Below are 17,974 nucleotides of genomic sequence, written 5' to 3'. Positions count from 1 at the left end.
TTTCAGCCTCCTTTTAATGCATTTTGTATTGGAGAGATCACCATGTTGTCCCAAGAAGAGCACATCATCACTCAGCAAATTTTGCGTGAAACGAAAGCAAAAAATAAAGACAACCTGACGAGGACAAATGCTTACAAGCGCTTTTATGACCGGCATCCAGAGATGAAATGGTCGCTGCTCGCTTCCTTTGTCTCGAGAAATGCTGGGTGGTCCATGACGGATTTAAAGGGCGAGCTCTTCCATCCGGGTTTAACGGATCAGCAGGGGCACCTTTTTTTCACAGCATATGAAAGAGCGAATTGGCTGATCTTTTCGGATGCTTACCCACAGCTTCTTTTGTATGAATGGTCTAAAAGGTGCAGTAAACCTTTGTTTCATCTGCTGCCTTATTTCTCCGTGTCTCGGTTTATGAGCGCTGAGTGGGAACGTTTCTGGCTAAAGCGTGACACAGAGCGTCTGCTATATGCACTCATCATAAATGAACAATATACTATACAATCTCCTATTATACAAAATCCTCTTCTGAAAAAGAATGTTTTTCACTCGATTCAATATCTTTTCAGCGAGTGGGGACATTTCCAAACCGTTGTTTTTCCAACGGTGGACGGGCATTTGTACGGCTTAACCATACGGAAGTTTTCCAATGTAAAGGAACGTATTACATTAGGTAAAAAACTAGCGAAACTATTATTTCGAGCCGATTTGTTTTCGGATTTTTATCATTTTTTGCATACCGTTCCGCATACGGGGTCTCGGTTTGATTTTGAGCCGTTTTTAGGGATCGCTAGAAGGTCAACACCTTTTCTTCGGACGGTTTATCCGGTGATGACACATTCATTAGACGATCAAAGGGAAGATTGGTTTCAAAAGAAATTGAGTCCATCTTTATTTGAGGCAGAGCCGCTACCAAAGCAGATTGATCTGACCGACTGGTATTTCCATAAAAAAAGACAGCTTCGTTTTCTTTTCTCATTAGAGCACTATTTTTTGCATAAATAAAAAGCAGGGGGTGCCTGCTTTTTTTACGTAGATGGACGATTAGGACCGCCGAGCTTTTTATCAAGCTGATCTGTACTGTTTTCTTTCCCTTTTGGCTTTTGCTCTTTTGGTGCTGGCTGCTTTTTCATGAAATCTACCTCCTTTTGTCCTTAGAATTTACACAATCGGACGCAATCATACAAAGAAGGACAAGCATCTGTCGAAAAGGAAGAAATAGCGCTCATCTACACTTAGAATGGCGATTTGCTTCTAGTTTTGTCATGTGTGAAGGAGGGGGAGAAAGAAAAGAGAATGTAACGAGAGACAATAAAGGAGGAATCTGATGATGAGCGAATTTGTATCAAAAGAATCCATTATGCAGTTGTTAGAGGAAATCGAGCGAAAAATTGATGCGGTGGAGGAAGAGCTGTCTCTTGCTGTGAAGCAGACGAAACGTGCAGCGATAGAAGAGCAAGAACAAATAATTGACCGGCTTGAATCAGAAGTAAAGGACTGTGAAGTGAAGCTTCATGCAGCCGAGTATAAACTGGCAGCAAGACCGGCATATCACGCCGGATAGCTTTTCTATTTGAGCAATAGGTAAACGTTTGATAGGATGGTTCATAGAGGTGAACACTTTGGATAATCAAACATTACTTGAACATACACAAAACTTGAGAATATGGATCGAAGAAGCGTATAAGCAGTACCAAAAGGGAAAGGCTGAAGAGGAATACCCATCGTATGATTTTTATACGGATATTCAGCCGGCCGTTGTTACATTTGATCAGAAAATGGAGGAGTGGCTCACCGCTGCGATCTCGTTTATTGAGCAGGCCAAACCTAGATATTTACACCAAGAACAGCTTGAAGCCGTAAAAGAAAATGGTAAAGAGGTTATCCTGCAATCTTATTTTGGTAAACAGCACGCACCCCGTGTAAAAAATTTAGTTGAGTCAGTGGTTTACACTCTGAACCTTTTAATAGAAGAAATCAAAAAGCGCAGCTAAAGACATGATGCTGCGTTTTTCTTATGGCTTCTTTAGGCACATCTTCTGCTCTTGGTCATAATATATGAGTGACATCAATATGTGTTGAGAGCGAGAGGAGCGAGATAGATGTTCCCTTATTCAAACCAGCAGCCTTATGAATTCAATCAATTCAAGCAAAGGCCTTTTCCGTATCCAGAGATGCAGCAGCAGCCTCCGCAGCCTCCAGACTATTTCATGCCGCCGTATCAAGGTGGAGGGGGAATGAATCAGGCACCATCTACTGTTTATCAGCCGCCTTATGGATACCAAGAAAACGTGCCGCTTATGCAGCCGCCTGAAGCGATGAATCCACCCCAAATGCAGCAGCCTCCAGGCATGATGCCCATGCAGCCGCCTATGAACCCTTATCCATTGCCAAGGCCGCAAAAACAGCAGCCATCTCAATTTAAAAGTGTGCTGTCACAATTCAAAAAGACGAATGGGCAATACGATTTTAACAAAATGTTTGATACAGCTGGCCAAATGATGAGTACAATGAATCAAGTAGGCTCATTGGCGAAAGGATTTACAAGCATTTTTAAAGCATAGCTAAACCCAATAGATTGAACTATTGGGTTGTTTGCTTTGGCGCAGACACATGAAGCGATTGATCTTTCCACAAACTCTTCATTTTCGTTTCATCTATTTTTGCCGGCATTAAAATGGTTTTGGTAAAGCTGGAATACGAGGAAGTCGTATCCGTTTTGATTTTTTCCTGCACGGATAAGTGTAAATATTGGGCTTTTACTTCTAGCGCAATGTCTCCTTCGACAAAATGGTCTGGAAATTGAATCTCGATATACACATTTTGTTCGTCCTCAGTCACATCGGTCGTAATTGATGCAAGTGAGTGCGATGTGGTCATGAGCGCCTCCGCACTGTTTAATATCTCGTGAAACGGGGAGGATGCAAAAAATTGTTCAATCGCTTCATATAGCATATCTTCATTTGCCAGCATTTCATGTTTCTTTTCGCCTTCATGTTTCATCTGAATCACCTCTCATCTACAGCCTATGCAGAAAGGGCTCAGGCGGTTATCAATTGATGAGAGGAAAAAATTATGATTAAATAGTGTTAATGAAGCAAGGTGTATGGGTGCAAAGTTTCATACACTGAATAGATCTAGGAAGCAAAGCTTGAAGGGAGCAAATAGACATTGCTGAAAAAATTATTCGGTTTCGGAAAAAACCAAGATGATGTAAAGGAAGAAGTCATTTATTCTCCAGTTGATGGAGAGTTAATGGATATGACTGATGTACCAGATCCCGTCTTTTCTCAAAAGATGATGGGAGACGGCGTAGCAGTAAAACCAAAAAGTGGGACGATTGTGTCACCAGTAGAGGGTGAAATCATTCAGCTCTTCCATACAAAACATGCAATTGGCATTCGAACACTCTCGGGGCTTGAGCTTCTGATTCATATCGGACTTGAAACAGTTGGGTTAAATGGTGAAGGATTTGAAGCGCACATGAAAGAAGGGGATAAAGTGAAAATCGGTGATCCTCTTATTACGTGTGATTTAGAACTGATTGAAGAGAAAGCATCAAGTACAGTGACACCTATTGTGATTATGAACGGTGACCTGGTCGAACGGCTTGATAAAGAACCAAAAGGCTCTGTAGAAAAGCAGGTGTCCAAGCTCTTTACAGTGAAAATGAAGTAATCCATGAATAGAAAAAACTACCCATTGATAGGGTAGTTTTTTTATTAAATGAGGATATTAATCCTCCATTGGAACCCAGCCTTGACTCGCTTCCATGACAGACCACAATCCTTCTGGAATAAGATACTTGTCTTTTTGGCTGCGTTTAATGACGGTTTCAATCTCTTGTTCTCTGCCTTCTTTAATTTTCTTTGCCCAATCTGGGTCGACGATCAGCTCTCGTGCGACAGCGATGAGAGGAATTCCTTGATTGTAAGCATGGAGTGCATCTTCAGCTGTAATGACGCTGCCTACTCCAATAAGCGGAAGAGCATCGCCGCAGCGTTCTTTTAGCAGTTCCATACGTGTCTTATTAGAATCTGCGCCTCGTCTTGCTTTAGAGCCAATCTCCATTAAAGAGATATGCAAATAATCGAGGCTTTTTGTTTTGAGAACATCCACTAATGTAAACGTCTCTGTCATTGTTAAACCAGGTGTTTCTGGTTCTTCAGGAGATAACCGGTATCCAAAGATAAACGGTTTAGCCGCATGCTCTTTGATGGCCTCTTTAACTGCATCTACAACAGCAATAGGGAAAGCTAGACGTTTTTCTTCGTTTCCTCCCCATTGATCTGTACGCTGATTGCTATGCGGTGAGTAAAATTGCTGTAATAAATAACCGTTTGCCCCGTGAATTTCCACGCCGTCAAACCCTGCTTGAACCGCTCGTCTTGCCGCTTCTTTAAAGGAGTCGATAATATGCGTAATTTCCTCTTCTTTTAAAGCGCGTGCAATTTGTTTTCCATCTTTAAACACATCACTTGGCGCAACCACATCACCGTTTGGAACTAAATGAGGGAGAGCCTGAGAGCCGCCGTGATGAATTTGAATGATGGCTTTTGTTCCTTTTGCCTGGATAGCTGAAGCCAGTTTTTTCAGGCCAGGGATATCTTCATCTCTTGCGATAGAAGGCTGTCCTTCAAATGCCTTCCCATCTGGAGTCACATTCGCACATGCTGTAATGACCATGCCCATTTCACTTGATCTAGCTGTAATGAAGTCAATTTCGTCTTTTGAAATGGTGCCGTCGTCATGAGAACCGAAGTGTGTCATTGGAGCAACCACTAACCGGCCATCAATAGAGGCGCCTCCTGGAAACGTAAATGGTTCAAATAAAGGCTTAAATTCGTTTTTCAATCTGATCATCTTCTTCCTTGATAAAATCATTTCACTTTAGAAGTGTAATAGATACTGTTACAACAGTTCAAAGTATTTGCTCATAAGTCCGCATCAAAAAATTGCCGCCTAGTCATGCAAACAAATATTCGGTACACTAGAATGAGAGGTGGACGCAATATGAAAAAGAAAACAATGAACGAACTGATAGAAGAATTAAAGAAAGACGAACAGGTAGAACATTGGCATGAAATTGAAGCAAAGCCTGCACAGACCTCACCCGTTCCTGAAAGAGTGGACGACAGGCTAAAAAAGGCGCTTGAAAAACGAGGCGTGAAAGAGCTGTATATTCATCAAAAAGAAGCCTTTGAACGAGTAATGAATGGTGAGCATGTAGTAACGGTTACACCAACAGCTTCAGGTAAAACGCTTTGCTACAATCTGCCTGTTCTTCAGTCGATTGCAGAAGACCAGACAAACCGCTCTCTTTATTTATTTCCAACAAAAGCGCTCGCACAGGATCAAAAGAGTGAACTTAACGAGATCATCCACGAGATGGATGTTCCGATCCATAGTGAAACATATGACGGGGACACCTCCCCGGCCATTCGGCAGCGAGTCAGACAAGCAGGACATATTGTCATCACAAACCCAGATATGCTGCATTCAGCTATTTTGCCTCATCATACGAAATGGGTCAGTTTATTTGAGAATTTGAAGTATATTGTCATTGATGAGCTTCATACATATCGAGGCGTTTTTGGCAGTCATGTGGCTAATGTGATTCGCAGGTTAAAACGTATTTGTGCATTTTATGGAAGTGATCCGATTTTCATTTGTACTTCCGCAACGATTGCAAATCCAAAAGAGCTGGCGCAGCAGCTCACAGGGAGCAAAGTGCATCTTATTGAACGAAACGGAGCGCCTAGCGGTAAAAAGAATTTTGTGTTTTATAACCCGCCGGTGGTGAATAAACCATTAAATATTAGACAAAGCGCTGCCACTGTCGTCAACCAATTGGCTAAAACATTTTTAAAAGAAAAAATTCAAACGATCGTTTTTGCTAGAAGCAGAGTACGAGTAGAAGTGATTTTAAGTCATATTCAAGAGCTTGTGAAAAAAGAAATTGGTCCAAAATCGATTCGCGGGTATCGCGGAGGCTATTTGCCAAAAGAGCGGCGCGTGATTGAAAAGGGGTTAAGAGAAGGAGACATTCTAGGTGTCGTGAGCACGAACGCACTAGAATTAGGGGTAGATATAGGTCAGCTAAAGGTATGCATTATGACGGGGTATCCTGGCAGTGTAGCAAGTACATGGCAGCAGGCAGGACGTGCTGGAAGGCGTCATGAGGAGGCGCTCATTATCATGGTGGCAAGTTCCTCACCCCTTGATCAATATATTGTCCGACACCCTGAATATTTCTTTAATAGACCGCCTGAAGCAGCCAGAATCAATCCTGAAAATCTCATTATTTTAGTGGATCATCTAAAATGTGCTTCCTACGAGCTGCCATTTCGGACGGATGAACAGTTTGGCGGGATGGAAGTAGAGGACATTTTGCAATACTTACATGAGGAAGGGGTTCTTCATTTTAGCGGGAACCGGTATTATTGGTCAGATCAATCGTTCCCAGCGCATGGCATCAGCCTGCGGTCTGCAAGCCAAGAAAATGTGGTAATTGTGGATCAATCCGACGTAGCGAATGTTCGGATTATTGGAGAGATGGATCGATTCAGTGCAATGACACTGCTTCATGATGAGGCGATTTATTTACATGAAGGGGTTCAGTATCAAGTAGAAAAGCTAGATTACGAGCATTTGAAGGCTTATGTGAAACAAGTAGATGTAGAATACTATACAGATGCGAATTTAGCTGTTCAGCTCAAGGTACTGGAAATCGATCAGACAACAGAGAAAGAAGCAGTATCTGTTCACTACGGTGATGTGACTGTCAACGCAATGCCAACAATTTTCAAAAAAATCCGGCTCAGTACTGGTGAAAATATCGGCTCTGGTCCAATTCACCTACCTGAAGAAGAAATTCATACGAGTGCGGCTTGGTTTGAATTACACGAGGCAGAGCGGAGATTTGAAGAGAAGACACTTGAACAGCTGCTGCTTGGCATCGCAAATGTTCTTCAGCACATTGTACCTGCTTTTGTGATGTGTGACCGCTCAGATATTCATGTTGTTTCACAAATTAAAGCGGCACATACCGGTAAACCGACAGTCTTTTTATATGACCACTACCCTGGCGGAATCGGTTTAAGCAAAGAAGTCCAAGCTCGTTTCGATGAAATAGCAGGTGCAGCCATTCAGCTGATAGAGCGGTGCCGCTGTGAGAACGGCTGTCCATCCTGCATTGGCATGGAAATGAAAGAGGTGAGCGGAAAAAGCAGCATTGTTGAATTGATGTCTGTATTTTAAGGGGAAGGAGGAAGATACCTACTCATGTCTTTAAAAGGGAAATTAAATCGAATGAAGAAGCACCTATCGCACAACCAGCCAAACGAAAAACGGCAAAAAGCATTGGAAGGGCAACCTCAGCCTGTGACGGCCGATAACATTCCATTTTTAAAGGAATGGGAGCAATTGGGAGCAGCTCCTTATCACTTTGAGGATTCTTTTTGTCTCATTCGAGAAGTCACCTATTCATTAGATGATAAGCATGGACTCTACTCGTTTGCGGAACTGCCAAAGATCATCGAGGCATGGAACAAAAGCAGCATCCAGCATTCTCTATCGGCTAAAGGTTACAAGCCGCATGAACTGTTTTTCTTTGATACAGAAACAACTGGATTATCTGGCGGAACGGGAAATATGATCTTCTTGCTAGGACATGCGCGGGTCTTTGCTGACAAAGTAGTGGTGAAACAGCACCTGCTCACAAATCCGGGAAATGAAGCGGCTCTTTATAAAAGCTTTCTCGATGAAGTGAACGTAGAATCGCTCGTTACATATAATGGAAAATCATTCGATTGGCCGCAAGTGAAAACGAGACATACTTTGCTGCGAGATCAAATCCCTGCTCTTCCAGAGTTTGGCCACTTTGATCTTCTGCATGGGTCAAGACGGTTGTGGAAGCATAAATATGAACGAATGGCGCTGTCTGTAGTTGAAAAAGAAGAGCTGCACGTTCACCGGGAAGGAGACACACCGGGTTTTTTGGCACCGATGATCTATTTTCACTTTTTAAAGGAACAAAATCCGAAGCTCATTGAAGGGATTTTGACTCATAATGAATTAGACGTCCTTTCGTTAATCAGCCTCTACATTCATCTATCCAAAAAAATTCTATCTATGGATGCGGTAAAAGAGCACGATGAGAAATACGCACTGGCTAGGTGGCATCTTGCGCATCGTGATGTACAGGAAGCTACAAAGCATTTGCGGGAATTAACAGGTGCTGATTTTGAACATGCCAATCAGGCGGCTTTTGATCTCTCCTTACAATATAAACGGCAAAACGAGTGGGATGAAGCAGTTCGAATTTGGGAAACATTATTTGAATCAAGTGATGTTCATTTAGCTTTAAAAGCGGGTATAGAGCTTGCGAAGTGTAAAGAGCATCGCCAAAAAGATGCAAGGTCAGCTCTTTCCATCACGGAATCTTTATTATCTTTCTCATCGTTAAGCGAGCGAGACACGAAAGAGCTTGAGAAACGAAAAAAACGGCTATTGAGAAAAGCTGGGCAATGAAATAATATTACCCGGGAAAGCGCAAAAAATGACAACGTTCGGCTCTCGGCCGAAAATAAAAATTGTTTAGCACTTTTATTGTAGAAAGTCCGCGAATCCTGTAAAATAACGTTAGATATTGAATGAGGAGCGTATAGCATGTATAAGGGTCTTTTCTACTTGTTTTTTCTTGTGGTCATTTTGGTCGCTTTTGTGTTTTCAAACTATAAAGATATTTTTCTTGCCAACTTTTAAAATAGGTTAATGCATTAGTACATGTACACCTCTTAATTCATACATTGTTAATGTAAGAAAATAAAGGAGAGGGGAATGCTACATGTACCATCATCACCATCATTGCCATCCGAATGTTACACAGCCAATTGTTCATCCGACGAATCATTGCTGTACACACAGCGAGTCAACAACAATTGTGCCGCATATCCACCCGCAGCATGTGACAAATGTTCACCACCATAATTTCAAACATGTTCACTACTTCCCGCATACGTTTTCTCAGGTGGACCCGACAACACATCAACACTTTAACTGCGGTGGACCTTGCTGTAACAGATAAAGTGAATGGGACTTTTATAAGTCCCATTTTTTAAAAGCAGGTGAAAAAATGAAAATTATTGCTGTCACAGGGTACAAGCCCTTTGAGCTTGGGATATTCAAACAAGACGAGCCTGCACTTCAATACATAAAAGCGGAGCTTCAAAAAAGGCTGACAGCCCTTATCGAAGAAGGTCTGGAATGGGTTCTCATCTCAGGCCAGCTTGGGGCAGAAATTTGGACAGCCGAAGTGGTGTTTGAGCTTCAGGAGGAATATCCAGCGTTAAAACTTGCAGTCATTACGCCATTTTATGAACAGGAAGAGCGCTGGAATGAACAAAACAAAGAGTTGTATGAAGGAATTCTTGCACAGGCCGATTTTGTAGAAAGTGTCACGCATAGACCGTACGAAAGTCCGGCACAATTTAAACAAAAGAACCGCTTTTTTATTGAAAAAACAGATGGTCTTCTCGTCTTATATGATCCCGAGCATGAGGGATCGCCGAAGTATATGATCAGGGAGGCGGAAGCCTATACCGATTACCCGATTATGTACATCACGATGGATGATCTAAGAGCGCAGGTTGAGGCGGAAGATCCGTTTTTTGATTAAAAGCAAGAGAAAATTTGACAACGTCACGTATTTCTGAAAAAATATACTATGAATTCACGATATGAGGTGAAAAAGATGCTTGCTGATAAAGTAAAGCTTTCTGCGAAAGAAATTTTAGAAAAAGAATTTAAAACAGGTGTCAGAGGGTACAAACAAGAAGAAGTCGATAAATTTTTAGATATGGTCATTAAAGACTATGAGACATTCAACCAAGAAATTGAAAAACTTCAACAAGAAAACCTCCACTTGTCAAAACAGCTTGAAGAAGCTGTTGAACAAGGGAAAAGACAGCCTGCACAGTCTAATACAACAAACTTTGATATTTTAAAAAGACTATCGAACCTTGAGAAACACGTTTTCGGCAGCAAACTTTATGATTGAGTGTTGCTGAAAAAGCTTGTGTCAGATGTCATTGTCGTTTATAATAACGCTTATTGATTAACGTTCGGGTAATCGCTGTAATGCTATTTAGGGCATTGCAGAGGAAAGTCCATGCTCGCACGGTGCTGAGATGCCCGTAGTGTTCGTGCCTGGCGAAAAAATAAGCCAGGGCAGCCTGGGAAAGGCTGACGGCAGGAAAAATGCCTACGTCCTTTTTAGGATATGGCAAAGTATCCTTGAAAGTGCCACAGTGACGAAGTCTCACTAGAAATGGTGAGAGTGGAACGCGGTAAACCCCTCGAGCGAGAAACCCAAACTTGGTAGGGGAACTTTCTCAAAGGAACCAAACGGAGAGAAGGACAGAGAATTCTGTAGATAGATGATTACCACCTGAGTACGAGGCATTTGCCGTTTGCAGTACGATGGAACAAAACATGGCTTACAGAACGTTATATCCGTTATAATAAACATGATGAAACAAAGCTCTCCTATTTCAACATATGGAGAGCTTTTATCTTGAATACATAAAAGGACGAGAAAACAGGTGATAAATCAATGAAAACCTATACACTCATCGCAACAGCTCCAATGGGAATTGAAGCAATTGTTGCAAAAGAAGTAAGAGACCTTGGCTATGAGTGCACAGTCGACAACGGAAAAGTGATTTTCAAGGGGGATGCTCTTGCGATTTGCCGTGCAAACCTTTGGCTGCGTACAGCAGACCGGATCAAGGTACAAGTTGCTGAATTTTCGGCTAAAACATTTGATGAGCTTTTTGAACGGACGAAAGCGATTGACTGGGCCGCTTTTTTACCAAAAAACAGTACGTTTCCTGTCATCGGGAAATCTGTTAAATCTCAGCTTGCCAGTGTGCCGGACTGCCAGCGCATCGTCAAAAAAGCCATTGCGCAAAAGCTTAAATCCTCCTACAATATTCAGTCTGAATGGCTTGAAGAAACGGGACCTGAATATAAAATCGAGATCGCTCTTTTAAAAGATAAAGCGGTTCTTACGCTTGATACATCTGGTGTAGGTCTTCATAAACGCGGATACCGCATGGATCAAGGCGGAGCACCTATTAAAGAAACGCTTGCTGCTGCGCTCGTCTTATTAACGAACTGGACACCTGACCGTCCGTTTGTTGATCCTTTCTGCGGATCAGGAACAATCGCCATTGAAGCAGCGATGATAGGACAAAATATTGCCCCAGGATTTAACCGGGATTTTGCGTCTGAATCATGGGAATGGATCGGTGAAGACGTATGGAACAAAGCGCGTGTGGAAGTAGAAGAAAAAGCAAACTATGATCAGCCGCTCCGCATTATTGCAAGTGACATCGACCATCGTATGGTAGATATCGCAAAAATGAATGCAGAAGAAGCAGGACTGAGTGAACTGATTGAGTTTAAACAAATGCAAGTAAAAGACTTTCAAACAAAAGAAGAGTACGGTGTGATTGTCGGAAATCCTCCTTATGGTGAACGACTGAGTGATAAACCAGCAGTTGAAAAAATGTATCAAGGAATGGGTGAAGCGTTTAAGAACCTAGATACATGGTCCATTTACATCTTAACGTCACACGAAAAATTCGAAGAGTGCTTCGGAAGAAAAGCGACGAAAAAGAGAAAACTGTTTAACGGATTTATCAAAACAGACTATTATCAATATTGGGGAAAACGCCCGCCTAGAAAGCAACCAACCGAATCGTAATAAAGAGCCGCACCGAAAGAAGGTGCGGCTTTTTTATGCTGAAAAGGTATAACACTCGGCGAGACGGAATAAACTGAACTTGATTTTAAAAAAAGAGGTGTCTTCATGATTCATTATGATCAAATTCAGTTAATCCAAAAAGCACTCGCTTCGACTGCTCAAGAAATTGAAGGGCATGAAGGTGGACAATCTGCTCAGCTTACGGCAGCCATCGAAGATTTAGCGCTGGCTCAGGCATACATAGAACGTTCTGAGCATGCATTTTTAATGAAGGAAAGCTATCAGCATCGCCTGCGCTCATAAAAAAAGATTGTTTTTCCCCAGCGTAAATGGTACTATTGAATGTCTGAATGATTCAAAAGTTGGGGGTTGAAGCAGGTGACAGCATCTCGTTTGCCTTTTTCATTATCAAAAGAACACAATTTTTACGAAGAACTGGGCAACTGGATTGGTGATGTGTTTTATGACATTTTGCCAGAAAAGGGCTTTGATCTTCGAGATGAACAAATATTTATGGCTTTTCAACTAGAAAGAGCCTTTAAAGAAAAAAGTGTGATGTTTGCCGAAGCTGGGGTAGGCACAGGCAAAACCATCGTCTATCTATTATTTGCCGTCACATATGCAAGGTATACAGGGAAGCCTGCGATTATTGCATGTGCAGACGAAACGTTAATTGAACAGCTCGTTAAACAAGAAGGTGATATCTATAAAATTGCCAATCACCTTGATATTCAAATAGATGCGAGATTAAGTAAATCGCATGATCAATATTTATGCTTAAAAAAGCTGGAGAAAACGATGCAGCGTGAAGATGATGAAAAGTGGCTCGATATTTATGAATCACTGCCTTCATTTGTTCATGAATCACATGGCATGCAAACCTTTTATCCGTATGGCGATCGAAAAGAGTATCCAGAATTATCAAATGATGAATGGTCACGAATTGGCTATGACTCGTTTCAGGACTGCCTGACGTGCGATATGCGTCATCGCTGCGGTCTGAATTTATCAAGAGATCATTACCGGAAAGCGACAGATCTCATCATCTGTTCACATGATTTTTACATGGAGCATGTGTGGACGAAGGAATCCCGGAAACGTGAGGGTCAGCTTCCGCTGCTTCCTGAGCATAGCTCCGTCGTATTTGATGAGGGACATCTGCTCGAGTTTGCCGCACAAAAAGCGTTAACGTACCGAGTGAAGCAATCAACGCTCGAAACATTTTTGGAACGTCTTTTGCAAAACGACATACGCGAAGAATTTGCAGAGCTTGTTGAAGATGCACTTGCAACAAACGATGAGTTCTTTTATCTCTTAAAAACGCATGCCAAAGAAGTCAAAGGCTCGCACCGGCTTGAAATTGGGCGTGTCGATGAGGTGAAGCGTTCTGCAAGTGAATTGTGTGACTTGCTTGAAAAAATCGGAGAAGCGCTCGTGTTTGAATCTGAGATGTATACGATCGATCAATACGAATTATCTGTTGTGGAAGAATACATTGAACAAATGGCGTATTCTTTATCGCTTTATCAAAAAAATGCCATTAGCTGGCTGGAAAAACAGGAATTAGATACAACATTTGTTGTGATGCCGAAGACGGTCGCAGAGGTACTTGGCGAAAAAGTATTCTCGCAAAAAAGACCATATATTTTCTCTTCCGCTACATTGTCTGAGAATCAATCCTTTGATTATTTAGCTGAAAGTCTTGGGATTAAAGATTACTTATCAATGAGTGTCGCTTCGCCGTATGATTACGATGAACAAATGAAGATTTATTTCCATGGAATTCAGCAGCTCGCTGAGCAAGAGGCAAAAGCACAGCAAGTGATCACTCAGCTGAAAGAAAATGGAGGACGATCTCTGATTCTCTTCCCTTCATTTGATGAACTTCATTTCTTTAGAAAACAACTTGAAGCAGCAAATGAATCACTGCCGTTTGACGTATATTTTGAGGGAGACGAGGAAATCAGCACGATTGTTCAAAAGTTCCAAGCTGATGAAACATCCGTGTTATGCTCAGTTCATCTGTGGGAAGGGCTTGATATTCCAGGTGAATCATTAACGAATGTGATCATCTGGGGACTTCCTTATCCGCCGCATGATCCAGTATTTGAAGCGAAACGGAATGAAGCAAAGGATGCACATGCTGAAGTTGACCTTCCGTATATGCTGCTTCGCTTACGCCAAGGGATCGGAAGACTGATCCGGACAAGCCAAGACGCAGGAAGCATTCATATTTACTTTGATCGTCAGGAAGATACTAAGCTTCAAAGTAAAATTGAATCTGTCCTGCCAGTGAAGCCCATCATCACATCTTAAATAGGTGAAAGCTTGCAAATGAGGAGGATACCACGGTGTATCCTCCTTTTTCATTGACAAAAGAACATTCATTGAAGTAGCCTTGAAACGTACATACATATTTTATTGATTGGGGGAACAAACGCATGAGTCTTGAAGCAACTGAGAAAGCGTTTTATCAATTACTAGGGAAAATCGCCCATTATACAGAGGCGCTCCATTTACTTTATTGGGACTCTAGAACACAAGCACCTAAAAAAAGTGCGGATTTTAGAGCTGAAACGATCGGTCAATTATCAAGTGATATTTTTAATATGAAGACTTCTGATGAAATGAGAGATCTTCTTCTCGCATTAAACAAACATCGAGATGAGCTGTCAAAAGATACACAGAAGGCGCTCGAATTATCACAAAAAGAGTATGATGAAAACAGTAAAATTCCGAAAGAAGAATTTAAAGAATACTCGATTTTGCAATCAAAAGCGGAGCATGTATGGGTAGAAGCAAGGGAGAAATCAGACTTTTCACTCTTTGCACCATACTTAAAACAGCTTATCGACTTTAACAAGCGTTTCATCCAATATTGGGGCGTGAAAAAAACGCCTTATGATGTGCTGCTCAATAACTATGAACCAGATATGACGGTTGAACAGCTTGATCAAAAATTTGGTGCACTTCGTGACGCTATTGTTCCTCTAGTGAAAAAAATCGAAGCCTCACCTAATAAGCCGGATACTTCATTTTTATCGAAAAGCTTCCCAATCGATAAACAAAAGGAATTGAGTCTCTTTTTCTTAAAAGAACTAGGATATGACTTTGACGCAGGCCGCCTTGATACAACAGTCCATCCTTTTGCTGTAACGTTAAGCAGAGGTGACGTACGTGTGACGACCCGTTATGATGAGCATGATTTTCGAATGGCGATCTTTGGCACGATTCATGAATGTGGTCATGCGATTTATGAGCAAAACATTGATGAAGCACTGAGCGGAACACTTTTATGTGATGGGACTTCGATGGGTATCCATGAATCACAGTCTCTTTTCTTTGAGAACTTTATCGGCAGACACGAAGATTTCTGGAAAACGTATTATCAAAAGCTGCAAGAAGCTTCACCTGAGCAATTTAAAGATGTTTCTTTAGAAGACTTTGTGCATGCAGTGAATGAATCGAAGCCGACTTACATTCGAATTGAAGCCGATGAACTGACATATCCGCTTCACATTATCATCCGCTATGAAATTGAGAAAGCGATTTTCAATGAAGAAGTAGCAGTTGAAGATCTGCCTGCACTTTGGAATGAAAAATATCAAGCGTATCTTGGTATTACGCCTCCTAATGATGCACTCGGTATCTTGCAGGATGTTCACTGGTCTGATGGAAGCTTTGGCTATTTCCCTTCATATGCCCTTGGTTATATGTATGCAGCGCAATTAAAGCAGCAAATGATCAAAGATTTACCAAATTTTGATGAGCTCATTCAAACTGGGTCTTTTGCACCGATAAAAGAATGGCTGACGGAACATGTTCACCAGCATGGTAAACGGAAAAAGCCATCTGAAATCATTCAAGATGCAACAGGCGAAGAATTAAATGTTCAATATTTAATCGACTACTTAACGGATAAATATACGAAACTGTATTTATCATAAAAGAAGGGCACCCTTTCATGAGAGGGGTGCTTTTTTGATGCTTGAATATTCTAAAAACGAACATTTTGTTCTGATCTATTATTTAAGTTCGGTATTTTTCTAGAAAAGTGCTTTCCAAGCGTCTGAAATCTTGTTATAATTTGAACACTATAACACTCATATAATCGCGTGATGATGGCACGCAAGTTTCTACCGGACACCGATACGATCCGACTATGAGTGAGCAAAATGAAACAGCTCTTGTTTTGAGCTGAAGATCGTTGATCGTTTTCGCATTGCTTGCTCCTCATGGACAGCAATGCTTTTTTTATGCAAAAAATCGAATGTTTGCCAATATGCTAGGGGGAAGAATGATGGAATTGTTACGTCAAAAAATTGAGAACGAAGGAATCGTTCTGTCAAATCAAGTGTTAAAGGTAGATGCTTTTTTAAATCATCAAATTGATCCTGTGTTAATGCATGAGATCGGACAAGAGTTCGCTAGATTATTTAAGCATGATGGCATTACAAAAATCATCACAATTGAATCTTCTGGCATCGCACCTGCTGTGATGGCTGGACTTGCTCTTCAAGTACCTGTTGTGTTTGCAAGAAAACGTCAATCACTCACATTAACGGATAACCTGTTAACAGCCAGTGTGTACTCTTTTACAAAAAAAGTAGAAAGCACGATTGCTGTCTCAAATACGCATCTTAGTGAAAATGATTGTGTGTTAATCATCGATGACTTTTTAGCGAATGGTGAAGCTGCGAAAGGACTTGCTGCGATTGCAAAGCAGGCGAAGGCGAAAGTAGCCGGATTTGGCATTGTCATTGAAAAATCATTCCAGCCTGGAAGAAATGCGCTTGTGCAAATGGGCTACCGCGTTGAGTCGCTCGCACGTATTGAATCACTTGAGGAAGGGAAAGTCACGTTTGTACGGGAGGTACAATCATGAGTGCCGCTAAAAAAGTCAAAACGCTCTCACTGGGTATTCAGCATGTGCTGGCGATGTATGCCGGTGCTGTTCTTGTACCGCTCATTGTTGGAGATGCGCTCGGGCTCACGCCTGCACAGCTGACTTACTTAATCTCGGCGGATATTTTCATGTGCGGGGCTGCCACATTGCTTCAAGTATGGAAAAACCGCTTCTTTGGGATTGGTCTGCCTGTTGTATTAGGCTGTACATTTACTGCGGTTTCGCCTATGATTGCGATTGGCTCTAAGTATGGAATTTCGTCTATCTATGGAAGTATTATCGCTTCAGGATGTATTATCATTCTTCTTTCATTTTTCTTTGGAAAGCTTGTGAAATTTTTCCCGCCTGTTGTAACAGGCTCTGTCGTCACCATTATTGGTATCACCCTCATTCCTGTAGCGATGAACAATATGGCAGGAGGAGAAGGAAGTGCAGACTATGGTTCTTTTGAAAATCTAGGACTCGCTTTCCTTGTACTGTTTATCATTGTACTGCTCTATCGATTCACGAAAGGATTTATGAAGGCGATCGCCATTTTAATCGGTATTCTTCTTGGGACAGCAGTTGCTGCGTTTATGGGGAAAGTGGAAACAGCTGAGGTGGCAAACGCTCAGGTTTTCCGTATGATTGAGCCATTTTATTTTGGGATGCCGACCTTTGAATTTGCACCGATCATGACCATGACGTTAGTTGCGATTGTGTCATTAGTTGAATCAACAGGCGTTTATTTTGCATTAGGTGATTTAACAAACCGGTCATTAAAAGAGAAGGATTTGGCTAAAGGCTATCGGGCAGAGGGGATTGCTGTGTTATTAGGCGGAATCTTCAATGCTTTTCCATACACAGCCTACTCGCAAAACGTTGGATTGATCCAGTTAACAGGCGTCAAGAAAAACCAAGTCATTGTCGTCACAGGGGCATTGCTCATGTTATTTGGTCTTTTTCCTAAAATCGCTGCCTTTACGACGATTATTCCAAAATCAGTTCTTGGCGGTGCAATGGTTGCCATGTTTGGCATGGTCATTGCATACGGTATTAAAATGCTCTCGCGCGTGGACTTTGCAAAGCAGGAGAACTTGCTGATCGTCGCTTGCTCCGTGGGAATCGGCTTAGGAGTTACTGTCGTACCGCAAATGTTTGAGCATCTGCCAGAATCGATTAAATTATTAACAAGTAACGGCATTGTGGCCGGAAGCTTTACCGCTATTTTGCTTCATATTATTTATCACATGATTCCTTTTAAAAAAGAAGCCGGGCATGACCTGGCAGAAGAACCTAAGCAATCTGTTATGTAAACCCCTCTC

19 protein-coding genes, 1 other RNA gene and 1 riboswitch are annotated in these 17,974 nt (G+C 41.7%); of the genes, 17 read left to right on the top strand and 3 right to left on the bottom strand.

Going from position 1 to position 17,974, the window contains the following annotated elements:
* Window positions 1–42 precede the first annotated feature (42 nt).
* On the top strand, window positions 43–999 hold the full coding sequence (locus MHI08_RS10130; protein ID WP_044333251.1) for a DUF2515 domain-containing protein: 957 nt from the start codon (window positions 43–45) through the stop codon (window positions 997–999).
* A gap of 23 nt (window positions 1,000–1,022) precedes the next feature.
* On the opposite strand, the gene sspM is transcribed toward MHI08_RS10130, so the two are convergent.
* Window positions 1,023–1,127, bottom strand: a complete 105-nt coding sequence (gene sspM, locus MHI08_RS10125; protein ID WP_012010346.1) for an acid-soluble spore protein SspM — start codon at window positions 1,125–1,127, stop codon at window positions 1,023–1,025.
* A gap of 197 nt (window positions 1,128–1,324) precedes the next feature.
* Here sspM and MHI08_RS10120 point away from each other — a divergent pair, with 197 nt between their 5' ends.
* From MHI08_RS10120 to MHI08_RS10110, 3 genes are all read left to right on the top strand, one after another.
* The gene (locus MHI08_RS10120) at window positions 1,325–1,558 is read left to right on the top strand and encodes a DUF5446 family protein (RefSeq protein ID WP_223251001.1); all 234 of its coding nucleotides are present in this window, start codon (window positions 1,325–1,327) and stop codon (window positions 1,556–1,558) included.
* A 49-nt stretch (window positions 1,559–1,607) separates the two neighbouring features.
* On the top strand, window positions 1,608–1,988 hold the full coding sequence (locus tag MHI08_RS10115) for a YppE family protein (RefSeq protein ID WP_342499604.1): 381 nt from the start codon (window positions 1,608–1,610) through the stop codon (window positions 1,986–1,988).
* Window positions 1,989–2,096: 108 nt separating this feature from the next.
* Window positions 2,097–2,558 carry a YppG family protein gene (locus MHI08_RS10110; protein ID WP_342499603.1) on the top strand — a complete coding sequence of 154 codons (462 nt, stop codon included), beginning with the start codon at window positions 2,097–2,099 and terminating at the stop codon, window positions 2,556–2,558.
* Window positions 2,559–2,577: 19 nt separating this feature from the next.
* Here the strand turns inward: MHI08_RS10110 and MHI08_RS10105 are convergent, their stop codons facing one another.
* Window positions 2,578–2,997, bottom strand: a complete 420-nt coding sequence (locus MHI08_RS10105; RefSeq protein WP_048239363.1) for an Hsp20/alpha crystallin family protein — start codon at window positions 2,995–2,997, stop codon at window positions 2,578–2,580.
* Between the two features lie 168 nt (window positions 2,998–3,165).
* Between MHI08_RS10105 and MHI08_RS10100 the strand changes: the two genes are divergently transcribed.
* Entirely contained in the window at window positions 3,166–3,672 is a 507-nt protein-coding gene (locus MHI08_RS10100) for a PTS glucose transporter subunit IIA (protein ID WP_342499602.1), read from the top strand.
* A 57-nt stretch (window positions 3,673–3,729) separates the two neighbouring features.
* Here MHI08_RS10100 and MHI08_RS10095 read toward each other — a convergent pair whose 3' ends face one another.
* Complete coding sequence (locus tag MHI08_RS10095; RefSeq protein ID WP_024428115.1) at window positions 3,730–4,848, bottom strand: NADH-dependent flavin oxidoreductase; 1,119 nt, start codon at window positions 4,846–4,848, stop codon at window positions 3,730–3,732.
* Window positions 4,849–5,007: 159 nt separating this feature from the next.
* Here MHI08_RS10095 and MHI08_RS10090 point away from each other — a divergent pair, with 159 nt between their 5' ends.
* The 12 genes from MHI08_RS10090 to pbuX all read left to right on the top strand — a co-directional run bounded on the left by MHI08_RS10090 (window position 5,008) and on the right by pbuX (window position 17,965).
* A complete protein-coding gene (locus tag MHI08_RS10090; protein WP_056767104.1) occupies window positions 5,008–7,254 on the top strand; it encodes a DEAD/DEAH box helicase in 2,247 nt (748 codons plus the stop codon).
* Between the two features lie 24 nt (window positions 7,255–7,278).
* Window positions 7,279–8,526: a ribonuclease H-like domain-containing protein gene (locus MHI08_RS10085; protein WP_342499601.1), complete on the top strand. Its 1,248-nt coding sequence runs from the start codon at window positions 7,279–7,281 to the stop codon at window positions 8,524–8,526.
* 316 nt (window positions 8,527–8,842) lie between these two features.
* Window positions 8,843–9,082, top strand: a complete 240-nt coding sequence (locus tag MHI08_RS10080) for a CotD family spore coat protein (protein WP_073206049.1) — start codon at window positions 8,843–8,845, stop codon at window positions 9,080–9,082.
* A gap of 48 nt (window positions 9,083–9,130) precedes the next feature.
* Window positions 9,131–9,673, top strand: coding sequence for a DUF1273 domain-containing protein (locus MHI08_RS10075; protein ID WP_029706022.1), 543 nt, complete (start codon window positions 9,131–9,133; stop codon window positions 9,671–9,673).
* Window positions 9,674–9,748: 75 nt separating this feature from the next.
* Window positions 9,749–10,054: a cell division regulator GpsB gene (gpsB, locus tag MHI08_RS10070; protein WP_012010336.1), complete on the top strand. Its 306-nt coding sequence runs from the start codon at window positions 9,749–9,751 to the stop codon at window positions 10,052–10,054.
* Window positions 10,055–10,114: 60 nt separating this feature from the next.
* Window positions 10,115–10,501: RNase P RNA component class B (gene rnpB, locus MHI08_RS10065), an RNA gene on the top strand.
* Between the two features lie 108 nt (window positions 10,502–10,609).
* Entirely contained in the window at window positions 10,610–11,764 is a 1,155-nt protein-coding gene (locus MHI08_RS10060) for a class I SAM-dependent RNA methyltransferase (RefSeq protein ID WP_034623490.1), read from the top strand.
* 105 nt (window positions 11,765–11,869) lie between these two features.
* Window positions 11,870–12,067 (top strand): hypothetical protein, encoded by a 198-nt coding sequence (locus MHI08_RS10055; protein WP_024422762.1) that lies wholly within the window; start codon window positions 11,870–11,872, stop codon window positions 12,065–12,067.
* Between the two features lie 75 nt (window positions 12,068–12,142).
* On the top strand, window positions 12,143–14,080 hold the full coding sequence (locus MHI08_RS10050; protein ID WP_185854499.1) for an ATP-dependent DNA helicase: 1,938 nt from the start codon (window positions 12,143–12,145) through the stop codon (window positions 14,078–14,080).
* Window positions 14,081–14,205: 125 nt separating this feature from the next.
* The gene (locus MHI08_RS10045; protein ID WP_025093083.1) at window positions 14,206–15,711 is read left to right on the top strand and encodes a carboxypeptidase M32; all 1,506 of its coding nucleotides are present in this window, start codon (window positions 14,206–14,208) and stop codon (window positions 15,709–15,711) included.
* A 136-nt stretch (window positions 15,712–15,847) separates the two neighbouring features.
* A riboswitch (purine riboswitch) is annotated at window positions 15,848–15,947 on the top strand.
* A 117-nt stretch (window positions 15,948–16,064) separates the two neighbouring features.
* Window positions 16,065–16,649, top strand: a complete 585-nt coding sequence (xpt, locus tag MHI08_RS10040; RefSeq protein WP_024422759.1) for a xanthine phosphoribosyltransferase — start codon at window positions 16,065–16,067, stop codon at window positions 16,647–16,649.
* A complete protein-coding gene (pbuX, locus tag MHI08_RS10035) occupies window positions 16,646–17,965 on the top strand; it encodes a xanthine permease PbuX (protein ID WP_342499600.1) in 1,320 nt (439 codons plus the stop codon). Before xpt ends, pbuX begins: the two co-directional genes overlap by 4 nt.
* The last annotated feature ends 9 nt before the right edge of the window (window positions 17,966–17,974 follow it).

This window comes from Bacillus sp. FSL M7-0791, assembly GCF_038627085.1.
Classification (GTDB): Bacteria; Bacillota; Bacilli; order Bacillales; family Bacillaceae; genus Bacillus; species Bacillus safensis.
The sequence above is the reverse complement of the archived record's forward strand: the minus strand, read 5'-3'. Positions and strand labels throughout refer to the sequence as shown.

What these genes read in the sequence shown, in the direction of transcription:
- pbuX (WP_342499600.1), top strand. Translation starts at nt 16,646, where the DNA reads ATGAGTGCCGCTAAAAAAGTCAAAACGCTCTCACTGGGTATTCAGCAT.
- MHI08_RS10075 (WP_029706022.1), top strand. Translation starts at nt 9,131, where the DNA reads ATGAAAATTATTGCTGTCACAGGGTACAAGCCCTTTGAGCTTGGGATA.
- MHI08_RS10080 (WP_073206049.1), top strand. Translation starts at nt 8,843, where the DNA reads ATGTACCATCATCACCATCATTGCCATCCGAATGTTACACAGCCAATT.
- MHI08_RS10110 (WP_342499603.1), top strand. Translation starts at nt 2,097, where the DNA reads ATGTTCCCTTATTCAAACCAGCAGCCTTATGAATTCAATCAATTCAAG.
- MHI08_RS10055 (WP_024422762.1), top strand. Translation starts at nt 11,870, where the DNA reads ATGATTCATTATGATCAAATTCAGTTAATCCAAAAAGCACTCGCTTCG.
- MHI08_RS10120 (WP_223251001.1), top strand. Translation starts at nt 1,325, where the DNA reads ATGAGCGAATTTGTATCAAAAGAATCCATTATGCAGTTGTTAGAGGAA.
- MHI08_RS10085 (WP_342499601.1), top strand. Translation starts at nt 7,279, where the DNA reads ATGTCTTTAAAAGGGAAATTAAATCGAATGAAGAAGCACCTATCGCAC.
- xpt (WP_024422759.1), top strand. Translation starts at nt 16,065, where the DNA reads ATGGAATTGTTACGTCAAAAAATTGAGAACGAAGGAATCGTTCTGTCA.
- MHI08_RS10130 (WP_044333251.1), top strand. Translation starts at nt 43, where the DNA reads ATGTTGTCCCAAGAAGAGCACATCATCACTCAGCAAATTTTGCGTGAA.
- MHI08_RS10045 (WP_025093083.1), top strand. Translation starts at nt 14,206, where the DNA reads ATGAGTCTTGAAGCAACTGAGAAAGCGTTTTATCAATTACTAGGGAAA.
- gpsB (WP_012010336.1), top strand. Translation starts at nt 9,749, where the DNA reads ATGCTTGCTGATAAAGTAAAGCTTTCTGCGAAAGAAATTTTAGAAAAA.
- MHI08_RS10105 (WP_048239363.1), bottom strand. Translation starts at nt 2,997, where the DNA reads ATGAAACATGAAGGCGAAAAGAAACATGAAATGCTGGCAAATGAAGAT.
- MHI08_RS10060 (WP_034623490.1), top strand. Translation starts at nt 10,610, where the DNA reads ATGAAAACCTATACACTCATCGCAACAGCTCCAATGGGAATTGAAGCA.
- sspM (WP_012010346.1), bottom strand. Translation starts at nt 1,127, where the DNA reads ATGAAAAAGCAGCCAGCACCAAAAGAGCAAAAGCCAAAAGGGAAAGAA.
- MHI08_RS10090 (WP_056767104.1), top strand. Translation starts at nt 5,008, where the DNA reads ATGAAAAAGAAAACAATGAACGAACTGATAGAAGAATTAAAGAAAGAC.